18 protein-coding genes are annotated in these 15492 nt (G+C 71.9%); 9 read left to right on the top strand and 9 right to left on the bottom strand.

The genetic code is table 11. From position 1 onward, the window contains the following. The first annotated feature begins 34 nt into the window (after nt 1–34). From B4E97_RS04565 to B4E97_RS04550, 4 genes are all read left to right on the top strand, one after another. On the top strand, nt 35–1006 hold the full coding sequence (locus B4E97_RS04565) for a glutathione-independent formaldehyde dehydrogenase (RefSeq protein ID WP_286958863.1): 972 nt from the start codon (nt 35–37) through the stop codon (nt 1004–1006). Nucleotide 1007: 1 nt separating this feature from the next. Continuing rightward, nucleotides 1008–1577, top strand: coding sequence for a type 1 glutamine amidotransferase domain-containing protein (locus B4E97_RS04560; protein ID WP_154592201.1), 570 nt, complete (start codon nt 1008–1010; stop codon nt 1575–1577). After that, nucleotides 1574–1876 carry a putative quinol monooxygenase gene (locus B4E97_RS04555; protein WP_286958862.1) on the top strand — a complete coding sequence of 101 codons (303 nt, stop codon included), beginning with the start codon at nt 1574–1576 and terminating at the stop codon, nt 1874–1876. The genes B4E97_RS04560 and B4E97_RS04555 overlap by 4 nt, the downstream gene beginning before the upstream one ends. A gap of 141 nt (nt 1877–2017) precedes the next feature. Beyond that, the gene (locus B4E97_RS04550) at nt 2018–3148 is read left to right on the top strand and encodes an NAD(P)/FAD-dependent oxidoreductase (RefSeq protein WP_286958861.1); all 1131 of its coding nucleotides are present in this window, start codon (nt 2018–2020) and stop codon (nt 3146–3148) included. A 182-nt stretch (nt 3149–3330) separates the two neighbouring features. Here B4E97_RS04550 and B4E97_RS04545 read toward each other — a convergent pair whose 3' ends face one another. Genes B4E97_RS04545 through B4E97_RS04535 form a run of 3 tightly spaced genes read right to left on the bottom strand, consistent with a single transcriptional unit; the run spans nt 3331 to nt 5559 of the window. Further along, complete coding sequence (locus B4E97_RS04545; RefSeq protein ID WP_286958860.1) at nt 3331–4221, bottom strand: glycosyltransferase family 2 protein; 891 nt, start codon at nt 4219–4221, stop codon at nt 3331–3333. A 36-nt stretch (nt 4222–4257) separates the two neighbouring features. After that, nucleotides 4258–5208, bottom strand: coding sequence for a hypothetical protein (locus B4E97_RS04540; protein ID WP_239266232.1), 951 nt, complete (start codon nt 5206–5208; stop codon nt 4258–4260). Nucleotides 5209–5241: 33 nt separating this feature from the next. After that, nucleotides 5242–5559 carry a hypothetical protein gene (locus B4E97_RS04535; RefSeq protein WP_239266235.1) on the bottom strand — a complete coding sequence of 106 codons (318 nt, stop codon included), beginning with the start codon at nt 5557–5559 and terminating at the stop codon, nt 5242–5244. A 70-nt stretch (nt 5560–5629) separates the two neighbouring features. Here B4E97_RS04535 and B4E97_RS04530 point away from each other — a divergent pair, with 70 nt between their 5' ends. Beyond that, nucleotides 5630–5929 carry a hypothetical protein gene (locus tag B4E97_RS04530; RefSeq protein ID WP_019287507.1) on the top strand — a complete coding sequence of 100 codons (300 nt, stop codon included), beginning with the start codon at nt 5630–5632 and terminating at the stop codon, nt 5927–5929. Between the two features lie 492 nt (nt 5930–6421). Here B4E97_RS04530 and B4E97_RS04525 read toward each other — a convergent pair whose 3' ends face one another. After that, nucleotides 6422–7627 carry a helix-turn-helix domain-containing protein gene (locus B4E97_RS04525; protein ID WP_286958859.1) on the bottom strand — a complete coding sequence of 402 codons (1206 nt, stop codon included), beginning with the start codon at nt 7625–7627 and terminating at the stop codon, nt 6422–6424. A 75-nt stretch (nt 7628–7702) separates the two neighbouring features. Between B4E97_RS04525 and B4E97_RS04520 the strand changes: the two genes are divergently transcribed. After that, nucleotides 7703–7879 (top strand): hypothetical protein, encoded by a 177-nt coding sequence (locus B4E97_RS04520; protein ID WP_019287500.1) that lies wholly within the window; start codon nt 7703–7705, stop codon nt 7877–7879. Nucleotides 7880–8024: 145 nt separating this feature from the next. Here the strand turns inward: B4E97_RS04520 and B4E97_RS04515 are convergent, their stop codons facing one another. From B4E97_RS04515 to B4E97_RS04500, 4 genes are all read right to left on the bottom strand, one after another. After that, complete coding sequence (locus B4E97_RS04515; protein ID WP_286958857.1) at nt 8025–8576, bottom strand: GNAT family N-acetyltransferase; 552 nt, start codon at nt 8574–8576, stop codon at nt 8025–8027. 68 nt (nt 8577–8644) lie between these two features. Then, entirely contained in the window at nt 8645–9373 is a 729-nt protein-coding gene (locus B4E97_RS04510) for a DUF72 domain-containing protein (protein WP_286958856.1), read from the bottom strand. Then, nucleotides 9370–10263, bottom strand: a complete 894-nt coding sequence (locus B4E97_RS04505) for an NAD(P)H-hydrate dehydratase (protein ID WP_286958855.1) — start codon at nt 10261–10263, stop codon at nt 9370–9372. Before B4E97_RS04505 ends, B4E97_RS04510 begins: the two co-directional genes overlap by 4 nt. After that, entirely contained in the window at nt 10260–11036 is a 777-nt protein-coding gene (locus B4E97_RS04500; RefSeq protein ID WP_019287496.1) for a histidine phosphatase family protein, read from the bottom strand. Before B4E97_RS04500 ends, B4E97_RS04505 begins: the two co-directional genes overlap by 4 nt. A 195-nt stretch (nt 11037–11231) precedes the next feature. On the opposite strand from B4E97_RS04500, the gene B4E97_RS04495 reads away from it, so the two are divergent. Then, nucleotides 11232–12530, top strand: coding sequence for an MFS transporter (locus tag B4E97_RS04495; RefSeq protein ID WP_286958854.1), 1299 nt, complete (start codon nt 11232–11234; stop codon nt 12528–12530). 428 nt (nt 12531–12958) lie between these two features. On the opposite strand, the gene B4E97_RS04490 is transcribed toward B4E97_RS04495, so the two are convergent. Then, the gene (locus B4E97_RS04490) at nt 12959–14101 is read right to left on the bottom strand and encodes a hypothetical protein (RefSeq protein ID WP_286958853.1); all 1143 of its coding nucleotides are present in this window, start codon (nt 14099–14101) and stop codon (nt 12959–12961) included. A 197-nt stretch (nt 14102–14298) separates the two neighbouring features. Here B4E97_RS04490 and B4E97_RS04485 point away from each other — a divergent pair, with 197 nt between their 5' ends. Then, nucleotides 14299–15090 carry a phosphate ABC transporter substrate-binding protein PstS gene (locus B4E97_RS04485; protein WP_286958852.1) on the top strand — a complete coding sequence of 264 codons (792 nt, stop codon included), beginning with the start codon at nt 14299–14301 and terminating at the stop codon, nt 15088–15090. Nucleotides 15091–15123: 33 nt separating this feature from the next. Then, nucleotides 15124–15435 (top strand): hypothetical protein, encoded by a 312-nt coding sequence (locus tag B4E97_RS04480; RefSeq protein ID WP_286958851.1) that lies wholly within the window; start codon nt 15124–15126, stop codon nt 15433–15435. The last annotated feature ends 57 nt before the right edge of the window (nt 15436–15492 follow it).

Raw genomic sequence — 15492 nt, 5'->3', positions numbered from 1 at the left:
TCGGACGTTCGGTCACGAAAACATGGGAGAGGTGGTGGAGATCGGCAGTGGCGTGGAGAAGGTCAAGGTGGGCGACCGGGTCGTGCTGCCGTTCAACATCTCGTGCGGGTTCTGCAAGAACTGCGAGCGCGGCCTCACGAACTACTGCCTGACGACGCAACCTGACCCGTCGGCCGCCGGTGCGGCCTACGGCTTCGCCGAAATGGGCCCGTACGGCGGCGGGCAGGCAGAACTGCTCCGTGTGCCTTTCGGTGACCACAACGCGCTGCGCCTGGGTGAGGACGCGGAGGAGAAGGAGAACGACTACGTCATGCTCTCCGACATCTTCCCCACCGGCTACCACGCCACCGAGATGGCCGGCGTGATCCCGGGCGACAGCGTCGTGATCGCCGGGGCTGGCCCCGTGGGACTGATGGCCGCCCTGTCCGCGACGATCAAGGGCGCGGCAAAGGTGATGGTGGTCGATCGTCACCCCGACCGGCTCGCGCTGGCCGAGCAGATCGGCGCGATCGCCATCGACGACTCCAAGGTCGACCCCGTGCAGGCTGTGCTGGACGAGACCATGGGGCTCGGAGCCGACCGCGGCTGCGAGTGCGTCGGCTACCAGGCCCACGACCCTGAGGGCAACGAAGACCCGGCCGCCACCTTGAACATGCTCATCAACTCGGTCCGGTTCACCGGCGGGATCGGCACCGTCGGCGTGTTCGTCCCCCAGGACCCGGGGGCCAAGGGCGAATTGGCCAAGCAGGGCAAGGCAGCCATCGACTTCGGCACCCACTGGTTCAAGGGACAGACCATGGGCAACGGTCAGGCCCCCGTCAAGAGGTACAACCGCCGGCTGCGAGACCTCATCGCGGCCGGCAAGGCGAAGCCGTCCTGGATCGTCTCCCACGAGATCTCGCTGGACCAGGCTGCCGATGCCTATAGGAACTTCGACTCCAGGTCCAAGGGTTGGACCAAGGTCGTCATCAAGCCCGGCATGTCAGACGGAAAGAAGGCAAGCTGATATGGCAGCAGATCTTCAAGGCAAGAGGGTCGCGATCCTCGCCGCCGACGGAGTCGAACGCGTTGAGCTCGAGCAACCCCGCGAAGCGCTGAACCGCGCGGGCGCTCAGACCGAGGTCCTCTCGATCCACGACGGCGAGATCAAGGCCCGTAAGAACGACCTGGATGAAGCGGGCACGTTCACCGTCGACGGGTTGGTCGCCGACGCCTCGGTGGGCGACTACGACGCCCTGCTGCTTCCCGGCGGCACGGTGAACCCCGACCAGCTCCGGGTCGACGAGGACGCCGTTTCCTTCGTCCGCGACTTCGTCGAGAGCGGCAAGCCAGTGGCGGCGATCTGTCACGGGCCGTGGACGTTGATCGAGGCCGGCGTGGCCGCCGGTCGCACCCTGACGTCGTTCCCGAGCATTCGCACCGACCTGCGCAACGCCGGCGCCGACGTCGTCGACCAGGACGTGGTGGTCGACAAGAATCTCATCACCAGCCGCTCGCCGGAGGACCTGCCGGCGTTCTCCGAGGCGATAGTGTCCCAGCTCGCAGGCACCTCGACAAAGGAAGAGGAGAAGTCATGAGTGTGACCAAGGGATTGCTGGTCAGGTTTGACGCGTTGCCCGGGAAGGAGGACGACGTGAAGGATTTCCTTGACAGCGGCCGTGCGCTTGTTGATGACGAGCAGGCGACCACCGCGTGGTTCGCGATCCGCCTCGGGCCGACCTCGTTCGGGATCTTCGACGTGTTCCCCGATGACGCCGGACGTGACGCCCACCTGTCCGGCCCTGTTGCGGTAGCTCTCGGCGAGCAGACCGGCACGTTGTTCTCCGAACCGACGATCGAGAAGCTCGACGTACTGGGCTTCAAGCTCCCCGCCTGACACCACAGACCGGGAGTACTGGCCCAGAGAGGAGGGGTCGCTGCGCGCGGTGACTTCGGGCTTGCACAGCCCGCTGACGTCGTGGCAGCGGCCCCTTCTCTTGCGGCCTATCGCTCATCACCAACAGATCGAGGAACCGCGATGACCGGAACTGACGACGGCGTTGCCACGACGCGTTCACCCGAGGTAGCAGTGATCGGGGGCGGGATCGTCGGTCTGTCGACGGCGTACGCGCTGCGGGAGCAGGGCGTGCCGGTGCGCTTGTACGAGGCTGGTCTGCCCGGGACGGGTCAGTCCGCAGGCGAGTCGCGGATCTTCCGGCATGCCCACGACGACCCGCGACTCGTCGCTTTCGCGCGCGAAAGCCGCGGCGTATGGGATGAGTGGGCCGAACACTTCGACGTCGAGCTGGTCTCATCAGACGGTGTCCTGGCGATCGGAGACAGCGCCCTGGCGCGGCTGCGGGTGCTCGATCAGGTTGGCGGCGTGAAGGCGCACGAGATCGACGCGGCCGAGGTCGCCCAGCGAATGCCGCTGCTCGCTGGGTACTCGGGGCCAGCGGTGCTCGACGAGTCGGGCGGCGCGATCCGCACCCGCGCCGCGATCACGGCACTCACGGGTGCCCTCGCAGATGCGGTCACCACCGGGGAGGTCATCTCCATCGATCCCCGCGCCGACGGGACGGTCGAGGTGCGCAGCGTCACCGACCGGGCTGTCTACTCCAAGGTGGTCGTGTGCGCCGGCCGCGAAACCGCCCGGCTGGCACGCAGCGTCGGCCTGTCGCTGCCGGTTCGCCTTGCCGCACACGTCCGGCTGACCTTCGACGTGAAAGCCGCCGCCCCGGCACGAGTCGCGTGCCTGCAGGACAGCAGCGGCGTCTTCGGCGAAGTCGGCGTCTACGCGACGCCGCTACCGGGCAACAGCAGTTACTCCGTCGGACTCAGCGAGACCGTCGGCGTCCGCGACGACGGAACTTTCATCGACCCTGCGGCCATTCGATCGCTGGACGAACGCGCACGCGAATACGCGACACGGGCGCTGCCCGGTCTCCACCCAGAGCCGCGCGACTTCCTTCACTGCTGGGTGACCGACCTCCCGTGGAGTGAGGACGGCGTGGCCGTATGGGAGGCAGGCTCTGTCTCTTTTGTGGCCGGTCACAACTTGTTCAAGCAGGCACCTGCGCTGGGTCGCGCTCTTGCCCGGGCTGCGACCGGCGGCGGTCTCCCCGCCGAGCTCACGCCCGAAGCGCGCCTCGGCGAGGCCCAGGGCTAGCCCAGGGTCGGTTCGCCAGGCTGATGATCCCGCCGGGGGTAGGGGCATCGACCGTGGTTAGTTCGCCAGGCTGATGATCCCGCCGGGGGTAGGGGCATCGACCGGGGTTAGTTCGCCAGGCTGATGATCCCGCCCCCGGTAGGTACGTCTGGTCATCCGGCCCTCGCGGCCCGGACGCTTCGTCAGAGATAGGGCCTGGGCCGATGGCCGGCCAGCCCCGCCGCCCGCCCGGCGACACCGCACAGCGACACCGCGACCCCGGCGAGCCGCTCGGGGTCGCGGTGGTGCACGGCGCCGGCCACGTTGACGAAGGGCCACACGAGCGAGCGACCCAGCGTCGCCAACGTGTGGCCGTAGCCGAAGAACTCGACCTCGGTGTCGGCGTTGGCGGCGTTCTCCTCGAACGCGCGCAGCAGCGCACCCCGGTTGCTCAACCGGTGCGGGGGGAGCGGCTCGTTCACGACGGCGGCGGGCGACCACGCGAACCGTGCTCCGAGCGACCGGGCCCGCAGGAAGAACGCGAAGTCCTCCCCGCCGGACAGCCCACGGTGCGGGGCGAACCACGGTCGCGGCATCCGATCGACGAGCCGGCGAGAGAGCAGGAGGTTCTGCCCACCGTCGAGGGAGGAGACCAGGCCCTCGCGGCGCAGGACCGAGCTGGCCAGCAGGTAGGACCGCACGAGCGTCGGGTAGGACTTGTTGATGCCCATGTCGACGGGCCCGCTCGCGCAGTCGGCGTCGTAGCGTCGCGCGCAGTCCACCAGGGCCATGAGGGCGCCGGGCTCGGGGAGGCCGTCATCGTCATACATCACGAGGTACACCCAATCCGGGTCGACCTCGTAGGCGGTCGTGACGAGGGCGTTGCGCGCCTGCGAGATGCCTCGCTCACGGACGGGACGCACCGTGATCGGGACCGTCGTGCCGCGCCCGACCTCCTCGGCCACTCGCTCCACGGCCGGGTCGCAGTCGTTGTCCGCGACCACCACCGAGACCGGATGGCCCTCGGCCTGCTTCGTCACCTCGAGCAGCAGCCCCCGGAGCAGCTCAGGGCGTCGGTACGTCGGAATGCCCACCACGATCGGCACAGGACACCACCCCCTGGTTCAAGCCTACGACCGGGGGTGATGGCCGTGGTGCAATTGTCCTGGAATCCCCAGGGCGGCCTCCCACGGACGGGCCAGCCAGTAGCGCTCCAGCTCGGGCAGCCCCTCTGGCTCGTCGAGTCCGTGCGGGCCGAAGCGCAGCGGCTCCACCTGCGTCGCGTAGCGACCGATCCGGCGCGCCTTGACGACGCGGTCGACCGGCACGGCATACGCCTCGACGTGGAACCCGTGCCGCTCGACCAGGCCGTCTATCTCGTCCTGCCCCGGCCGCGCCGAGCCGTAGGGCACGTCCTCGTAGTAGCCGAACCTGATTAGGCGGCCGCTCAGGCGGCCGGTCAGGTGGTCGGTGAGCGTGTCCCGCACCCAGCGGTGGTCGGGGTTGACGCCGGCGCCGACGGGCGCGGCGTGCTCCCCGGTGGCCGGTGGCATCGCCTCGGCCTCCCCCCGGGACAGGGCCTCGCGCACCAGCCGTATGCCGCTGCGCCCAGCCCGCAGCCCGAGCCGCGCCAGGCGGCGGGCCGCCCGCACGCCCAACGGTCGGCGGGGCAGCGGCGGGTCGGGCAGCACCCCGGTGGCGGTCGGCAGGAGCACCAGGCCGCCCTCGTGCTCGCGCAGCCAGGCATCGACCCAGGCGGTGAGGGTGGCGGCGTCCTCGGGGGTCCGGCCCGCGGTGAGGTACTGCTGGTCGAGCAGGCCGAGGTGGTGCCGACGGTGCGGCGTCCCGGCGAGCGCGGCGTCGTCCTCGGCGAGCCGGACCTCCATGGCCTCGTCCGAGTCTTGGAAACCGGACAGTGTGTCCCACTCGGTGACCATGGGCTGGGCGGGGCGGGCCGTGCAGACGGTCAGGACGTCGAGCGGGGCCTCGCGGCCGATGAGCGTCTCGCAGGACAGGACGGCGTCGTCCAGGTGCGGAGACACCACGAGGACGGCGCCGTTGAGGGGCGTGGGGATCGGCATACGGGCTCCTCCATCTGCGGGTGGGTCGACGGCTCAGTCCCGGGCGTCGCAGAGGGCCCAGGAGGCGGCCGCCGAGGCCGCCGTCACGACACCGACGGCAGGCCAGGCGCCGATGCTCTTGGCCAGCCGGTGCGACCCCACGAACCCGCCGAGGTAGGTCACGGCCAGCACGGAGGTCGTCCCCGGGTCGGTCCGCGCGAGCCAGGTGCGCCCCGCGAGGAGGCCGCAGGCGCCGAGCAGCACGCCGCCGAGCGGGCGGATGCCGGTCTCGCGGGCGAGCGCGAAGCCGCCGGCCAGGCCGAGGACGGTGAGCGGTGCGGTGGAGACGTCGGAGGCAGGCTTGAGATCCATGCCCCCACCGTATGCCGCGCGCCCCGGCCGCAGCGGGTGACCCCCGACGCGGTGGGGTATGCCCAGGCGCATGAGCGACAACGACCAGAACCCGCACGTGACGGACCAGACCACGCAGCCCGACCAGGGGCCCTTCCACGACGTCGACCCGACCGGCGCGGGCCAGAGCGCGGCCGAGCGCCCGGCCTACCCGGACGCGGACCAGGACACGGGTGTGGACGACCAGGGTGGCTACGAGGGGGGCGAGCCGGCCGGCCAGCAGCCCACCGAGCAGGTGCCCGAGCCCACCTCGGGCGACCCCGAGACCCCCGGCGAGTCCGACGAGGAGGGCAACGCCGAGGGCCTTACCCAGGGGATCAACGCCGGCTGACCTCGCGATCGGGCTCGAGGGCCGAGGCGACGCGCGGTTCGACGCGCTCCGTCGGGCCCCTGTGACGCCCGGTCACGCCCTCCTCCGGGTGGGTGGACCGGCGTCCGCGATCTCATCCTTCTGGGGGAGGCGCGGGTCGGGACGTTCCAGGGAGGGTGGAGGCACACCGACCACCCAAGGAGACGTCATGAGCAGCAGCACCGCTCGCCGGACGTTCATGGCCGGCACCGTCCTCACCTTGATCGCGTCGACCGGGGCCGCAGCGGGTCCTGCAGGCGTCCGTCGACCAGCTCGACCGCGCCGGCGCCGTGGGGGTCCCGTCCTCCCTCCCACCGCACACCATTGGTCACCGATGGCGTCTGGGGACCCGTTTGGATCGTTCACAAACGTCAGTGGTGACAAATGGCGCGAGGGAGTGCGCGTCGACACAAAGTGTCAACTCGGCGACTCAGTGTGAATGCGCAACGACAGGTGGTGACGGTGCGCGGCGGCTCAGGCGGGCCCGGCGTTGGTAGACGTCAGCGTCAGGAGCAGGCGCACCGACTCCTGCAGGTGCTCGGCCGCCCCGCGGTGATCGCCCAGCTCGCCCAGCGCGGTGCCGAGGTGATGGTGGGCGTCGGCCAGGTCGGAGGCGGCGAGCAGGTGCCCGTCCTCGAGCACCCGCTCCATGTGGGCACGCCCCTGCGCCCAGTCGCCGGTGGCGCAGGCGTACTTGCCCTGCACCAGGTCCAGCTCGACCTGGTCGCTGCGGGCCGAGCTGAGCGAGAAGGCCGTCGCCGCCTTGGCGAGCAGCCCCGGCACGGCGTCGAGGTCGACGTCCGCCTTGAGCCGGAAGTCCGCGGCGGCGCGGTGTACCCGACCCCACCGGCGCAGGTGGCCGTCCGGGTCGATGGCCGCGATGGCCTGGTCGTAGTAGCTGAGCCCCGCCTCGGGGTCTCCGGTCGAGAGCGCGAGGTTGGCCAGGGCCCAGTAGGCGTTGCCGGCCTCGAGCCGGTTGGGGGCATCCTGGGCGCCGCGGGCGAGGTCCGGCGCCCAGCTGATCGCGTCGCTGTAGCGGTGCTGCTGCCCGAGGGCGGACACGAGCGCGGTGAGGGCGGCGACGCCGGTCGAGCGCCAGGTGGGGGTGGTGCGGAAGGCCATGACGGCGGCCCGGGCCTCGGTGACGGACCCCTCCAGGTCGCCGGTGACGCGCAGGGCGACCGACAGGACCGTGCGCACCCGACCCTGCAGGATCGTGGACTGCTGCGTGAACCAGTGGTCGACGAGGGCGCGGGCCTGCTCGACGACCTGGTCGGCGAAGTCATTCTCGATGCGCAGCGTGAGGTCCATCAGCGCGGCGGTCCACCAGAGGTCCAGGCGGTCGGCCTCGAGGGCGAAGTCGCGCAGGTCGGACGCAGCCTTGATGGCACCCTCGAAGGTGTGCGTCGTGAGGACGCTGAGCGCCTCGGTCTGCAGCACCGCGGCGCGGGCGTCGCCGCGCTTGCCGGAGGCGAGCGCCCAGGCCCGGACGTGCTCGACCGACAGGCCGAGCCTGCCGGCGACGTGCTCGACGATCTCGCGGCTCGGCGCGCGGTGCCCTGACTCCACGAGGGAGATGTAGCTGCGGGAGAACTCCGGCTCCCCCAGCTCTGACTGGGACAGGCCGGCCGCGACCCTCGCCGCGCGCAGCGCTACTCCGAAACCGTTCTCGTCGCTCATGACCTATTCCCAACTGTTGACAACGCGAGTAACGTACCGCTTGCCGCATCCCCCCGCCAGTAGGAGATTCCCATCATGATCGCCAAGGCCACTCGCGCCATCGCCGTTCTCACCCTCGCAGCCTTCGCTCTGGTCCCCACCGTCGGTGGCAGCTGGCCCACGAGCCAGGACCCCACGGTGGGCGGCAGCTGGCCCACCAGCCAGGACCCCACCGTCGGTGGCAGCTGGCCGACCGTGCTCGACGCTAGCTGATCTCCCTGGCAGGGCCGCTTTCCTGGCTCGGACGCGCCCGACCGGGCGACCAAGGCCCCCGCTCGACTCCTCGGAGTCCGGCGGGGGCCTTCGTCGTGCGGAGGGAGCGGGGCCGTATGCCGTGCCGCCGGTCGCCGACTCGGGATCAGGCGGGCACGGTCGCGTGCAGGGGCAGCTCGAAGTGGACCGTCTCGAAACGATCGTCCCCCTCGTCGCCGCGGGCGTCATAGGTCTCGACCAGGCCTGCACCGCGCCAGAACTCGAGCGCGCCAGGGATCTTGGCGTTGGTGTGGAGGTAGATGACGCGATACCCGCCCTCGGCGCGGACGAACGCGATGGTGGCGTCGACGAGGCGGCGGCCGAGGCCCTTGCGGCGCAGGCGGGGGTCGGTGACCAGGCGCACCAGCTGCACCACGTTCGCCCGGTCGGCGTAGTGATCGGCGAGCCAGGCGGGGTGCGGCGGGCTGGCGGAGCCGCCGATCCCCGCGGCACAGGTGCCGACCACGGTGCCCTCGTCGACGGCGACGACCATCGCCTGCCGGGGGTTGTCGACATACACCTCGGTCAGGTGGTCGAGGTCCCAGTGCCACTGGGGCTGGAAGCCGTAGCCCTGGTCGTCGTGGACGCTGGTCAGGATGAGCTCGCGCGCGCCGGCCAGGTCCTGCGGCGTCGTCGCGCGGTGGATGTCGATAGCCATGGCCACACGATAATGCAACCCAGCAGCAATAGAGGGGAGTTGGCAGCTGACGGTCGGCGGGGGTGGGGTCAGACGCCGAGGCGGGCGCGCAGCCGACGCACGTCGTGCACCGCGTGACCGTGCCCGTCGTTGTTGAAGTAGCCGAGCACGCGGTGCCCCGCGCCCTGCCACTCGCGGATGCGATCGGCCCACCAGTCGAGGTCGGCGTCGCCGTAGCTGCCGGCATACAGATGGTCGTGGCTGGGGCCGTGCCACCGCACGTAGACCAGCGGCGACGTCGCCCGCAGGACGCACGGCAGGTGCGCCCCGGACATGACGACGTAGGCGGCACCGTGCCGCTCGAGCAGCGCGAACACCTCCTCGCGGTGCCAGGACTCGTGCCGCAGCTCCACGGCGACCTCGATCCAGGGCGGCAGGGCGTCGAGCGCGTAGGCCAGGCGCGCGTCGTCGCGCTCCATCGTGGGCGGCAGCTGCAGCAGGAGCTGTCCCCGGCGTCCCCGCAGCTCGTGCAGGCCGCGGGCGATCACCTCGGACCACCGCTCGGGGGCGTAGAGGCGCTTGGCGTGGGTCAGGCCGCGCGGCGCCTTGACCGTCATGACGAAGCCCTCGGGCAACCGCCGCCGCCAGCTCGCGAAGCTCGCGTCCCGGGGCCAGCGGTAGTGGCTCGCGTTGAGCTCCACGGTCGCGAGCTCCGCGACGTAGCAGGCGAGCCGGTCCCCGGGACGCATGCCGGGCGGGTAGAGGACGCCGTCCCAGTGGGCATAGCACCAGCCCGAGGTCCCGAGGAGGACGCTCACCCGTCGAGCTCGGCCAGCGCCCGTGGGATCTCGGCAAGCAGCTCGCGGGCGAGGAAGCCGCGCCGTCCGTGCACCGCGACCAGGCGCTCGCCCGCGCGGCCGTGCACATAGGCGCCCCACACCCCGGCCTGGGCGGGCTCCGCGCCACGCCCGAGCAGCCCGACCAGCATGCCGGCCTTGACGTCGCCGGAGCCGCTGACGGCCATGCCCTCACCCCCGGTCTGGACGGCCCACAGGTCCGCGGTCGCCCTGGTGCCGGGGGTCGTGACGTATGTCGTGGACGCGCCCGACACCACGACGGCTCCGGCACGGCGCGCGAGCCGCAGCGAGGCGCCGATCGGGTCCTGCGAGACGGCGTCGTCGTCCTCGCCGAGCGTGTGCGCCAGCTCGCTCGTGTTGGGGGACAGGATGACTCGACCGTCGAGGTGCTGCACGCCGTCCTGGTGCTCGGTGAGATAGGCCATCCCCAGCGCGTCGATCACGACGGGCACGTCGAGGCGCGGGACGACCTGCTCGAGGAGCGCCACCGACGCCTCGGGGGACATGACCCCGGGGCCCAGCAGCACCGCGGCGCACCCCTGCGCGAGGTCCACGATCTCGTCGGCGGCCTCGGGCGCGAGGTTGCCCTCGTCGTCGGCGGGCAGCCCGGCGACATACGCCTCGGGGATGGCCATCGCCATCGGCACCGCCAGCGGCTCGACCGTGGCGATCTGCAGCTTGCCGGCGCCGGCGCGCAGTGCCGCCTCCGCGGCGAGGACGACCCCGCCGGGCATGCGGACGTTGCCGCCCACGACGAGGACGCGGCCGTTGCTCTCCTTGTCGCCGCCGTGGCCGGGCAGCTCCCAGCCGCGCAGCAGTCCGGACGAGACGACCTCGGGCTGCCGGCTCACCGGTCCGCGTCCTTGGCGACCGGCTCCTCACGCGTGGTCTGCGTGCCGGCGTCCTCGAGCGCGGCGGTCTCGGCATAGGTGTCGAGCGCGAGCGAGCCGTCCTCGGCCCGGTCGTAGGACGTCATGGAGCAGTTGGGCAGCGGCGTCTCGTTGTCGATCGTGATGATGCCCTCCTCGTCGAGGCCCTCCAGGACGAGGCGGAAGCTCATGATCACGGCCTGGTGGCTGAAGATCCAGACGTGCTCGTCGGCGTACTCCTGGCGGATGTCGGCGAGGACGCTGCGGACGCGCAGGGCCACGTCGCACCAGGACTCGCCGCCCGGGGGCCGGTAGTAGAACTTGCCGACCTTGGTGCGGCGCTCGGCCTCCTCGGGGTACTCCGCCCGGATGCCGTCGCCGGTGAGCCCGTCGAAGATCCCCAGGTCACGCTCGCGCAGCCGCTCGTCGAGGACCAGCGAGTGGTCCAGCCCCGCCTCCCGCAGGGCCGTCTCGGCCGTACCCCGCGCCCGCGCGTACGGCGAGGACAGGATCACCTCGGGGCGGTGGGCCTCGGGCAACCGCGCCAGGTGGGCCCCGAGGGCGGTGGCCTGCTCGGTGCCCAGGTCCGACAGCGGGGTGTCGGCGTCGCGGTAGTCGAGCGCCAGCCTGCCGTGACCGGCCTTGCGGGCCTCGGCGTCCGCCACGTTGCCGAGGCTCTGGCCGTGGCGGACGAGCACGAGCCGTCGGGGTGCGGTCCGCCGTCCGGCGGCGATGGAGTCGGTCTGCTCGGGCACGATTGCCTCCTGCGGGTTGGTCCGGCGCTCCTCTCCGGCTACCCCGTATGCCGCACCGCCAGACCCGAACCCCGCACAGGCCGGTCACTTTTCGACGACGTTCCCCCGTCCTGGCGTGACCGTTCGGCAGACGGGAGGGTGGGATGGGGGAGCATCCGGCATACGGCCGCTCTCCCCACCACGAAGGACACCACCGTGAGCACACCCGCCACCACCGCCCATGCACGGCCCGCCCCGAGCCGGAGCAAGACGCTGCTCGGGACCGGCGTCGGCAATGCGCTCGAGTGGTACGACTGGAACGTCTACGCCACCTTCGCGACCTACATCGCGGCGCAGCTGTTCTCCAAGGCGGACCCCGCCTCCGCGTTCCTGTCCACCCTCGCGATCTTCGCGGTCGGGTTCGTGGCCCGGCCCTTCGGCGGCTACGTCTTCGGCTGGCTCGCCGACCGCATCGGGCGCAAGCACTCCCTGATGGTCGCCGTCATGCTCGCCTCGGGCGGCTCGCTGCTCATCGCCGTCGCGCCGACGTATGACGCCGTCGGGGTGTGGGCCTCGGTGATCCTGCTCGTGGCGAGGTTGCTGCAGGGCCTGGCGCACGGCGGCGAGCTGCCCTCGGCACAGACCTACCTCGCGGAGGAGGCACCCCGCGAGCGGCGCGGGTTCTGGGCGTCCTCGATCTACGTCTCCGGCACCGTCGGCCTGCTGATCGGCATGTTCCTCGGCCTGATCCTCGAGACGACGCTCAGCGACGCGCAGATGGACGCGTGGGGCTGGCGCGTGCCGTTCGCGCTCGGGGCCGTGCTCGGGCTGTTCGCGCTGTGGATGCGCACCCGGCTCGAGGAGTCCGCGATCTTCGAGGAGGAGGTGGGCGGCGAGGGTGCCCCCCGCGAGAACGTGCTCGCCGGCGTGTGGCGCCACAAGCGCCAGGCGCTGCAGGTCATCGGCATGACCATGGGCCTGACTATCACCTACTACGTGTGGTCCGTCAGCACCCCGGCCTACGCCATCAAGGTGCTGAAGTTCGACAAGACCGACGCCTTCTGGGCCTCGATCATCGGCAACACCGTCTTTATCCTCGCGCTGCCCGTGTGGGGTCTCGTGTCCGACCGCATCGGCCGCAAGATCCCCATCCTGATAGCGCTGCTCGGGTCGGCGGTCCTCTACATCCCCATGACCGCGCTCATCGGCCACACCATGTGGCAGCTCGCGCTGGCGATCTCGGTGATGCTGATCCTGCTCGCCGGCTATCTCGCCATCGCGCCGGCGGTGTATGCCGAGATGTTCCCCACCGACGTGCGGGCCACCGGCGTGGGTGTGCCGTACGCCATCTGCATCGCGCTGTTCGGCGGCACCGCCCCCTACGTGCAGAACTGGCTCGCGGCGGCGGTCGAGTGGCGCTGGGCGTTCGCGACGTACGCGATCGTGGCGCTGCTGATCTCGGCCGCGACCGTGCTCACGCTGCCGGAGACGCGCGCCAAGGACCTCAGCCACTGACGCCGGTCCTGGCCGTATGCCGCACCCGACGCCTGGTGCGCGCCAACGGGTGGAGTTGGCCACCGTCATGGGTGGCGTTCTCCACCCGTTGGTGGTGGCGGTGAGCCGTGAGCGCCCCATTGGTCGACGGGGTTGACCCGACGGGGCACTTTGAGCTGGCTAACGGCCGGTTTGGCGGCGCGACGCGTCCCGTCGGGTCACTTCGTGTCGCCGTCGGCGGCCGCGGGGTGGTGCTGGGGCGGGCCGAGGGCGCGGAGGCGTGAACGGGTGGGTTTAGCCACCGTCATGGGTGGTGTTCTCCACCCGTTGGTGGTGGCGATGACCCGCGAGCGCCCCATTGGGTGCTGGGGGTGACCCGACGGGGCACTTTGAGCTGGCTAACGGCCGGTTTGGCGGTGCGACGCGTCCCGCCGGGTCACTTGCTGTCGTCAGCGGCGGCCGAACAGCTTCTTGAGGAAGCCCTTCTCGGGCACCGGCTCCGGAGCGGGGATGGGCTCGGGCTGGGCGATGGGCTCCGCCCGCGGCAGGGGCTGCGGCTCGGGCTCGGGCTCCGGTGAAGGGGTCGGCTCGGGCGTGGGCGCAGGCTCCGGAGACGGTGCAGGCTCGCGCATCGGCTCGGGCTCGGGCGTGGGTGCAGGCTCCTCGTCCGGGAGGGGCTGCGGGGTAGGGGCCGGCTCCGGGGTCGTGGGGAGCTGCCCAGGGATGCGCTCCGGCTGGACCGGAGGCTCCGGGGCGAGCTCGGGCTCCGGCAGCACGGGCTCGGGGGCGACCGGCTCGGGGGCGACCGGCTCGGGGGCGACCTGGGGCTCCGGCGCTATGGGCTCGACGGGCGTGGGCGCGGGCTGCGGCTCCGGCGACGGGGCGGGGGCGGACGCGGCGGCAGGCTCCGGGGCCGCCGGGTGAGTGTCCACGAGGTCCTCGGAGGGCTCGTCCACGCGGATGCCCGGCTCGCCGAAGTCACCCGGCTGGTGCTCAGGCGCAGCGGCGGGCTCGGGTGTGGTCGGCTGGGCGACCACCTCGTCCTCGGAGGGCTCGTCCACGCGGATGCCGGGCTCTCCGAAGTCGCCCGTCGTCGGCTCGGCCACCTCGACGACCGGCTCGGGCTGGACCGGCTCGGGCGTGACGGAGGCGGGCTCTGTCGCAGCCGTCGCCGTGGGGGTGGGCTCGGGTGCGGGCTCGTCGCCATACGACATCCCGACGAAGCGCTTGGTGGCCTCGGCGAACACGTGGACCCCGTCCTGCGCGGCGAGGTGCTCGACGATCCCGCGGGCCTCGCCGGCGTGCTCGCCGCTCGCGTCCGCAGCGCCCGACATGTCGATGACGGTGGTCGCGTTGATCACGGGCCGGCGGCGGGCGCCCTCGGGGAGGTAGTCGGCGTACATCTCGCCGACGCGGTCCGCGTCCTCGAACCAGTAGGTGTAGGCGTAGCCGTCACGCGTCCACGTCAGCTTGAGGGCGGTCTGCTCGGTGGACCCGCCGGGGACGGCCTCGTCGAGCAGGGCCACGAGGCGGTCCTTGTCGAGACCTGCGGCTTCGGTGGCAAAGATCATGTGCGGGTATGCGCTGGCCATGGGTCCAGTCTCCCCGATCGCGCTCGGGAGCGTGACACGGGTGGTGCCAGAGACCTGAGGCGGCCCCACGTGAGGGGATCCGTTCACGTCGTGCGCCACCGTCGTTCATCCGCCATTCGGGTGAGCGACGTCCGACCTGCCTACCGTCCAGGCAGCGCCCCCGCGCCGGTCGACCCCCACGCACCCGAGGAGCCGCGGTGCTCGCTTCACCCCTCAATGGGATCCCCGTCCTGCGGACCGACGACGCCCGTCGTCGCCGCCTCGTCGTGCCGATCCTGGTGGCCCTGGTCGTCGGCGCCCTCGTCGTGGCCCTCACGGCCGCCGGGCGTCAGGACCGGCTCGCCGGGAGCGGGTCGACGCTGGGGCAGCCGCTCATCGACCGATCGATCGAGGCCTATCGCTCGGCCGCGTCGGCCGACAACCCCGACCGCCCCGGAGCGACCGGCAACGACTGGGTGCTGGACGGCTCGGGGCTGGAGTACGAACCGGTCGGGTCGATGGGCGGGATCATGCGCCTCGCCGAGGACGACGTCGCCTTCGCCGTCTCGGACTACCCGCTGAGCAAGGCCGCCCTCGACGAGCGTCAGGTCGTCCAGTTCCCGCTCGCGGTGGGGGCGCTCGCGGTGGCGCACAACCTCGACCTGCCCCCGGGCGCGACGCTGCGGCTCGACCAGGCAACGCTCGCCGGGATCTACACGGGGGCGATCACCCGGTGGGACGACCCGGCGATCACGGCGCTCAACCCCGGCACGCGACTGCCGTCCACCACGATCACCGCGGTGCACCGCAGCGACGGGTCCGGGTCGACGGCCGCCCTGACGCGCTACCTGTCCGGTGCACCCGGCTGGACCGCGGGGCAGGGCGCGCTCGTCAGCTGGAAGGGCGGGGTGGCCGCCGAGCGGTCGAGCGGTCTCGTGCAGGCCGTGCGGCAGCGTCCGGGATCGATCGGGTATGTCGAACGCACGCAGGCCCAGCAGTCGGGGCTGTGACTCGCGCAGCTCGAGAATGCCGCGGGCGCCTTCGTGGGCCCGACGGACGCCGCGATGCGGGTCTCGGTGGCGGGCCTCGACTACGCGGGGCGTGACGACTACGTCGGGCTCGCGCCGACCTCCGCCGAGCGCGCGGCCTATCCGCTGACCGTCCCGATCTATGCCCTCGTCGAGCGCCGACCGGTCCGAGAGACGGAGGCGCGCCAGGCCCTGGACTTCCTCCGCTTCGTGCTGGAGGACAGCGCCGACCTGCACGAGCGTGCGGGCTACCTGCCCCTGCCCGGCGCAGCCGTGGGGCAGGTCGAGACCTACTGGCGCGGCCACCTGCCGTACGCCCCTCGCTGACATCGGCCCTCGCACCTCCGCCTCACGTCCGGCTCGCCCGAGCTCGCCCCACCTCCG

It is taken from the genome of Arsenicicoccus sp. UBA7492, from assembly GCF_002479615.1.
Lineage (GTDB): Bacteria > Actinomycetota > Actinomycetes > Actinomycetales > Dermatophilaceae > Arsenicicoccus > Arsenicicoccus bolidensis.
The sequence above is the reverse complement of the archived record's forward strand: the minus strand, read 5'-3'. Positions and strand labels throughout refer to the sequence as shown.

Coding starts and splice junctions, on each gene's coding strand:
- B4E97_RS04490 (WP_286958853.1), bottom strand. CDS start 14,101: ATGGCCAGCGCATACCCGCACATGATCTTTGCCACCGAAGCCGCAGGT.
- B4E97_RS04535 (WP_239266235.1), bottom strand. CDS start 5,559: ATGGATCTCAAGCCTGCCTCCGACGTCTCCACCGCACCGCTCACCGTC.
- B4E97_RS04560 (WP_154592201.1), top strand. CDS start 1,008: ATGGCAGCAGATCTTCAAGGCAAGAGGGTCGCGATCCTCGCCGCCGAC.
- B4E97_RS04530 (WP_019287507.1), top strand. CDS start 5,630: ATGAGCGACAACGACCAGAACCCGCACGTGACGGACCAGACCACGCAG.
- B4E97_RS04515 (WP_286958857.1), bottom strand. CDS start 8,576: ATGGCTATCGACATCCACCGCGCGACGACGCCGCAGGACCTGGCCGGC.
- B4E97_RS04520 (WP_019287500.1), top strand. CDS start 7,703: ATGATCGCCAAGGCCACTCGCGCCATCGCCGTTCTCACCCTCGCAGCC.
- B4E97_RS04540 (WP_239266232.1), bottom strand. CDS start 5,208: ATGCCGATCCCCACGCCCCTCAACGGCGCCGTCCTCGTGGTGTCTCCG.
- B4E97_RS04550 (WP_286958861.1), top strand. CDS start 2,018: ATGACCGGAACTGACGACGGCGTTGCCACGACGCGTTCACCCGAGGTA.
- B4E97_RS04525 (WP_286958859.1), bottom strand. CDS start 7,627: ATGAGCGACGAGAACGGTTTCGGAGTAGCGCTGCGCGCGGCGAGGGTC.
- B4E97_RS04555 (WP_286958862.1), top strand. CDS start 1,574: ATGAGTGTGACCAAGGGATTGCTGGTCAGGTTTGACGCGTTGCCCGGG.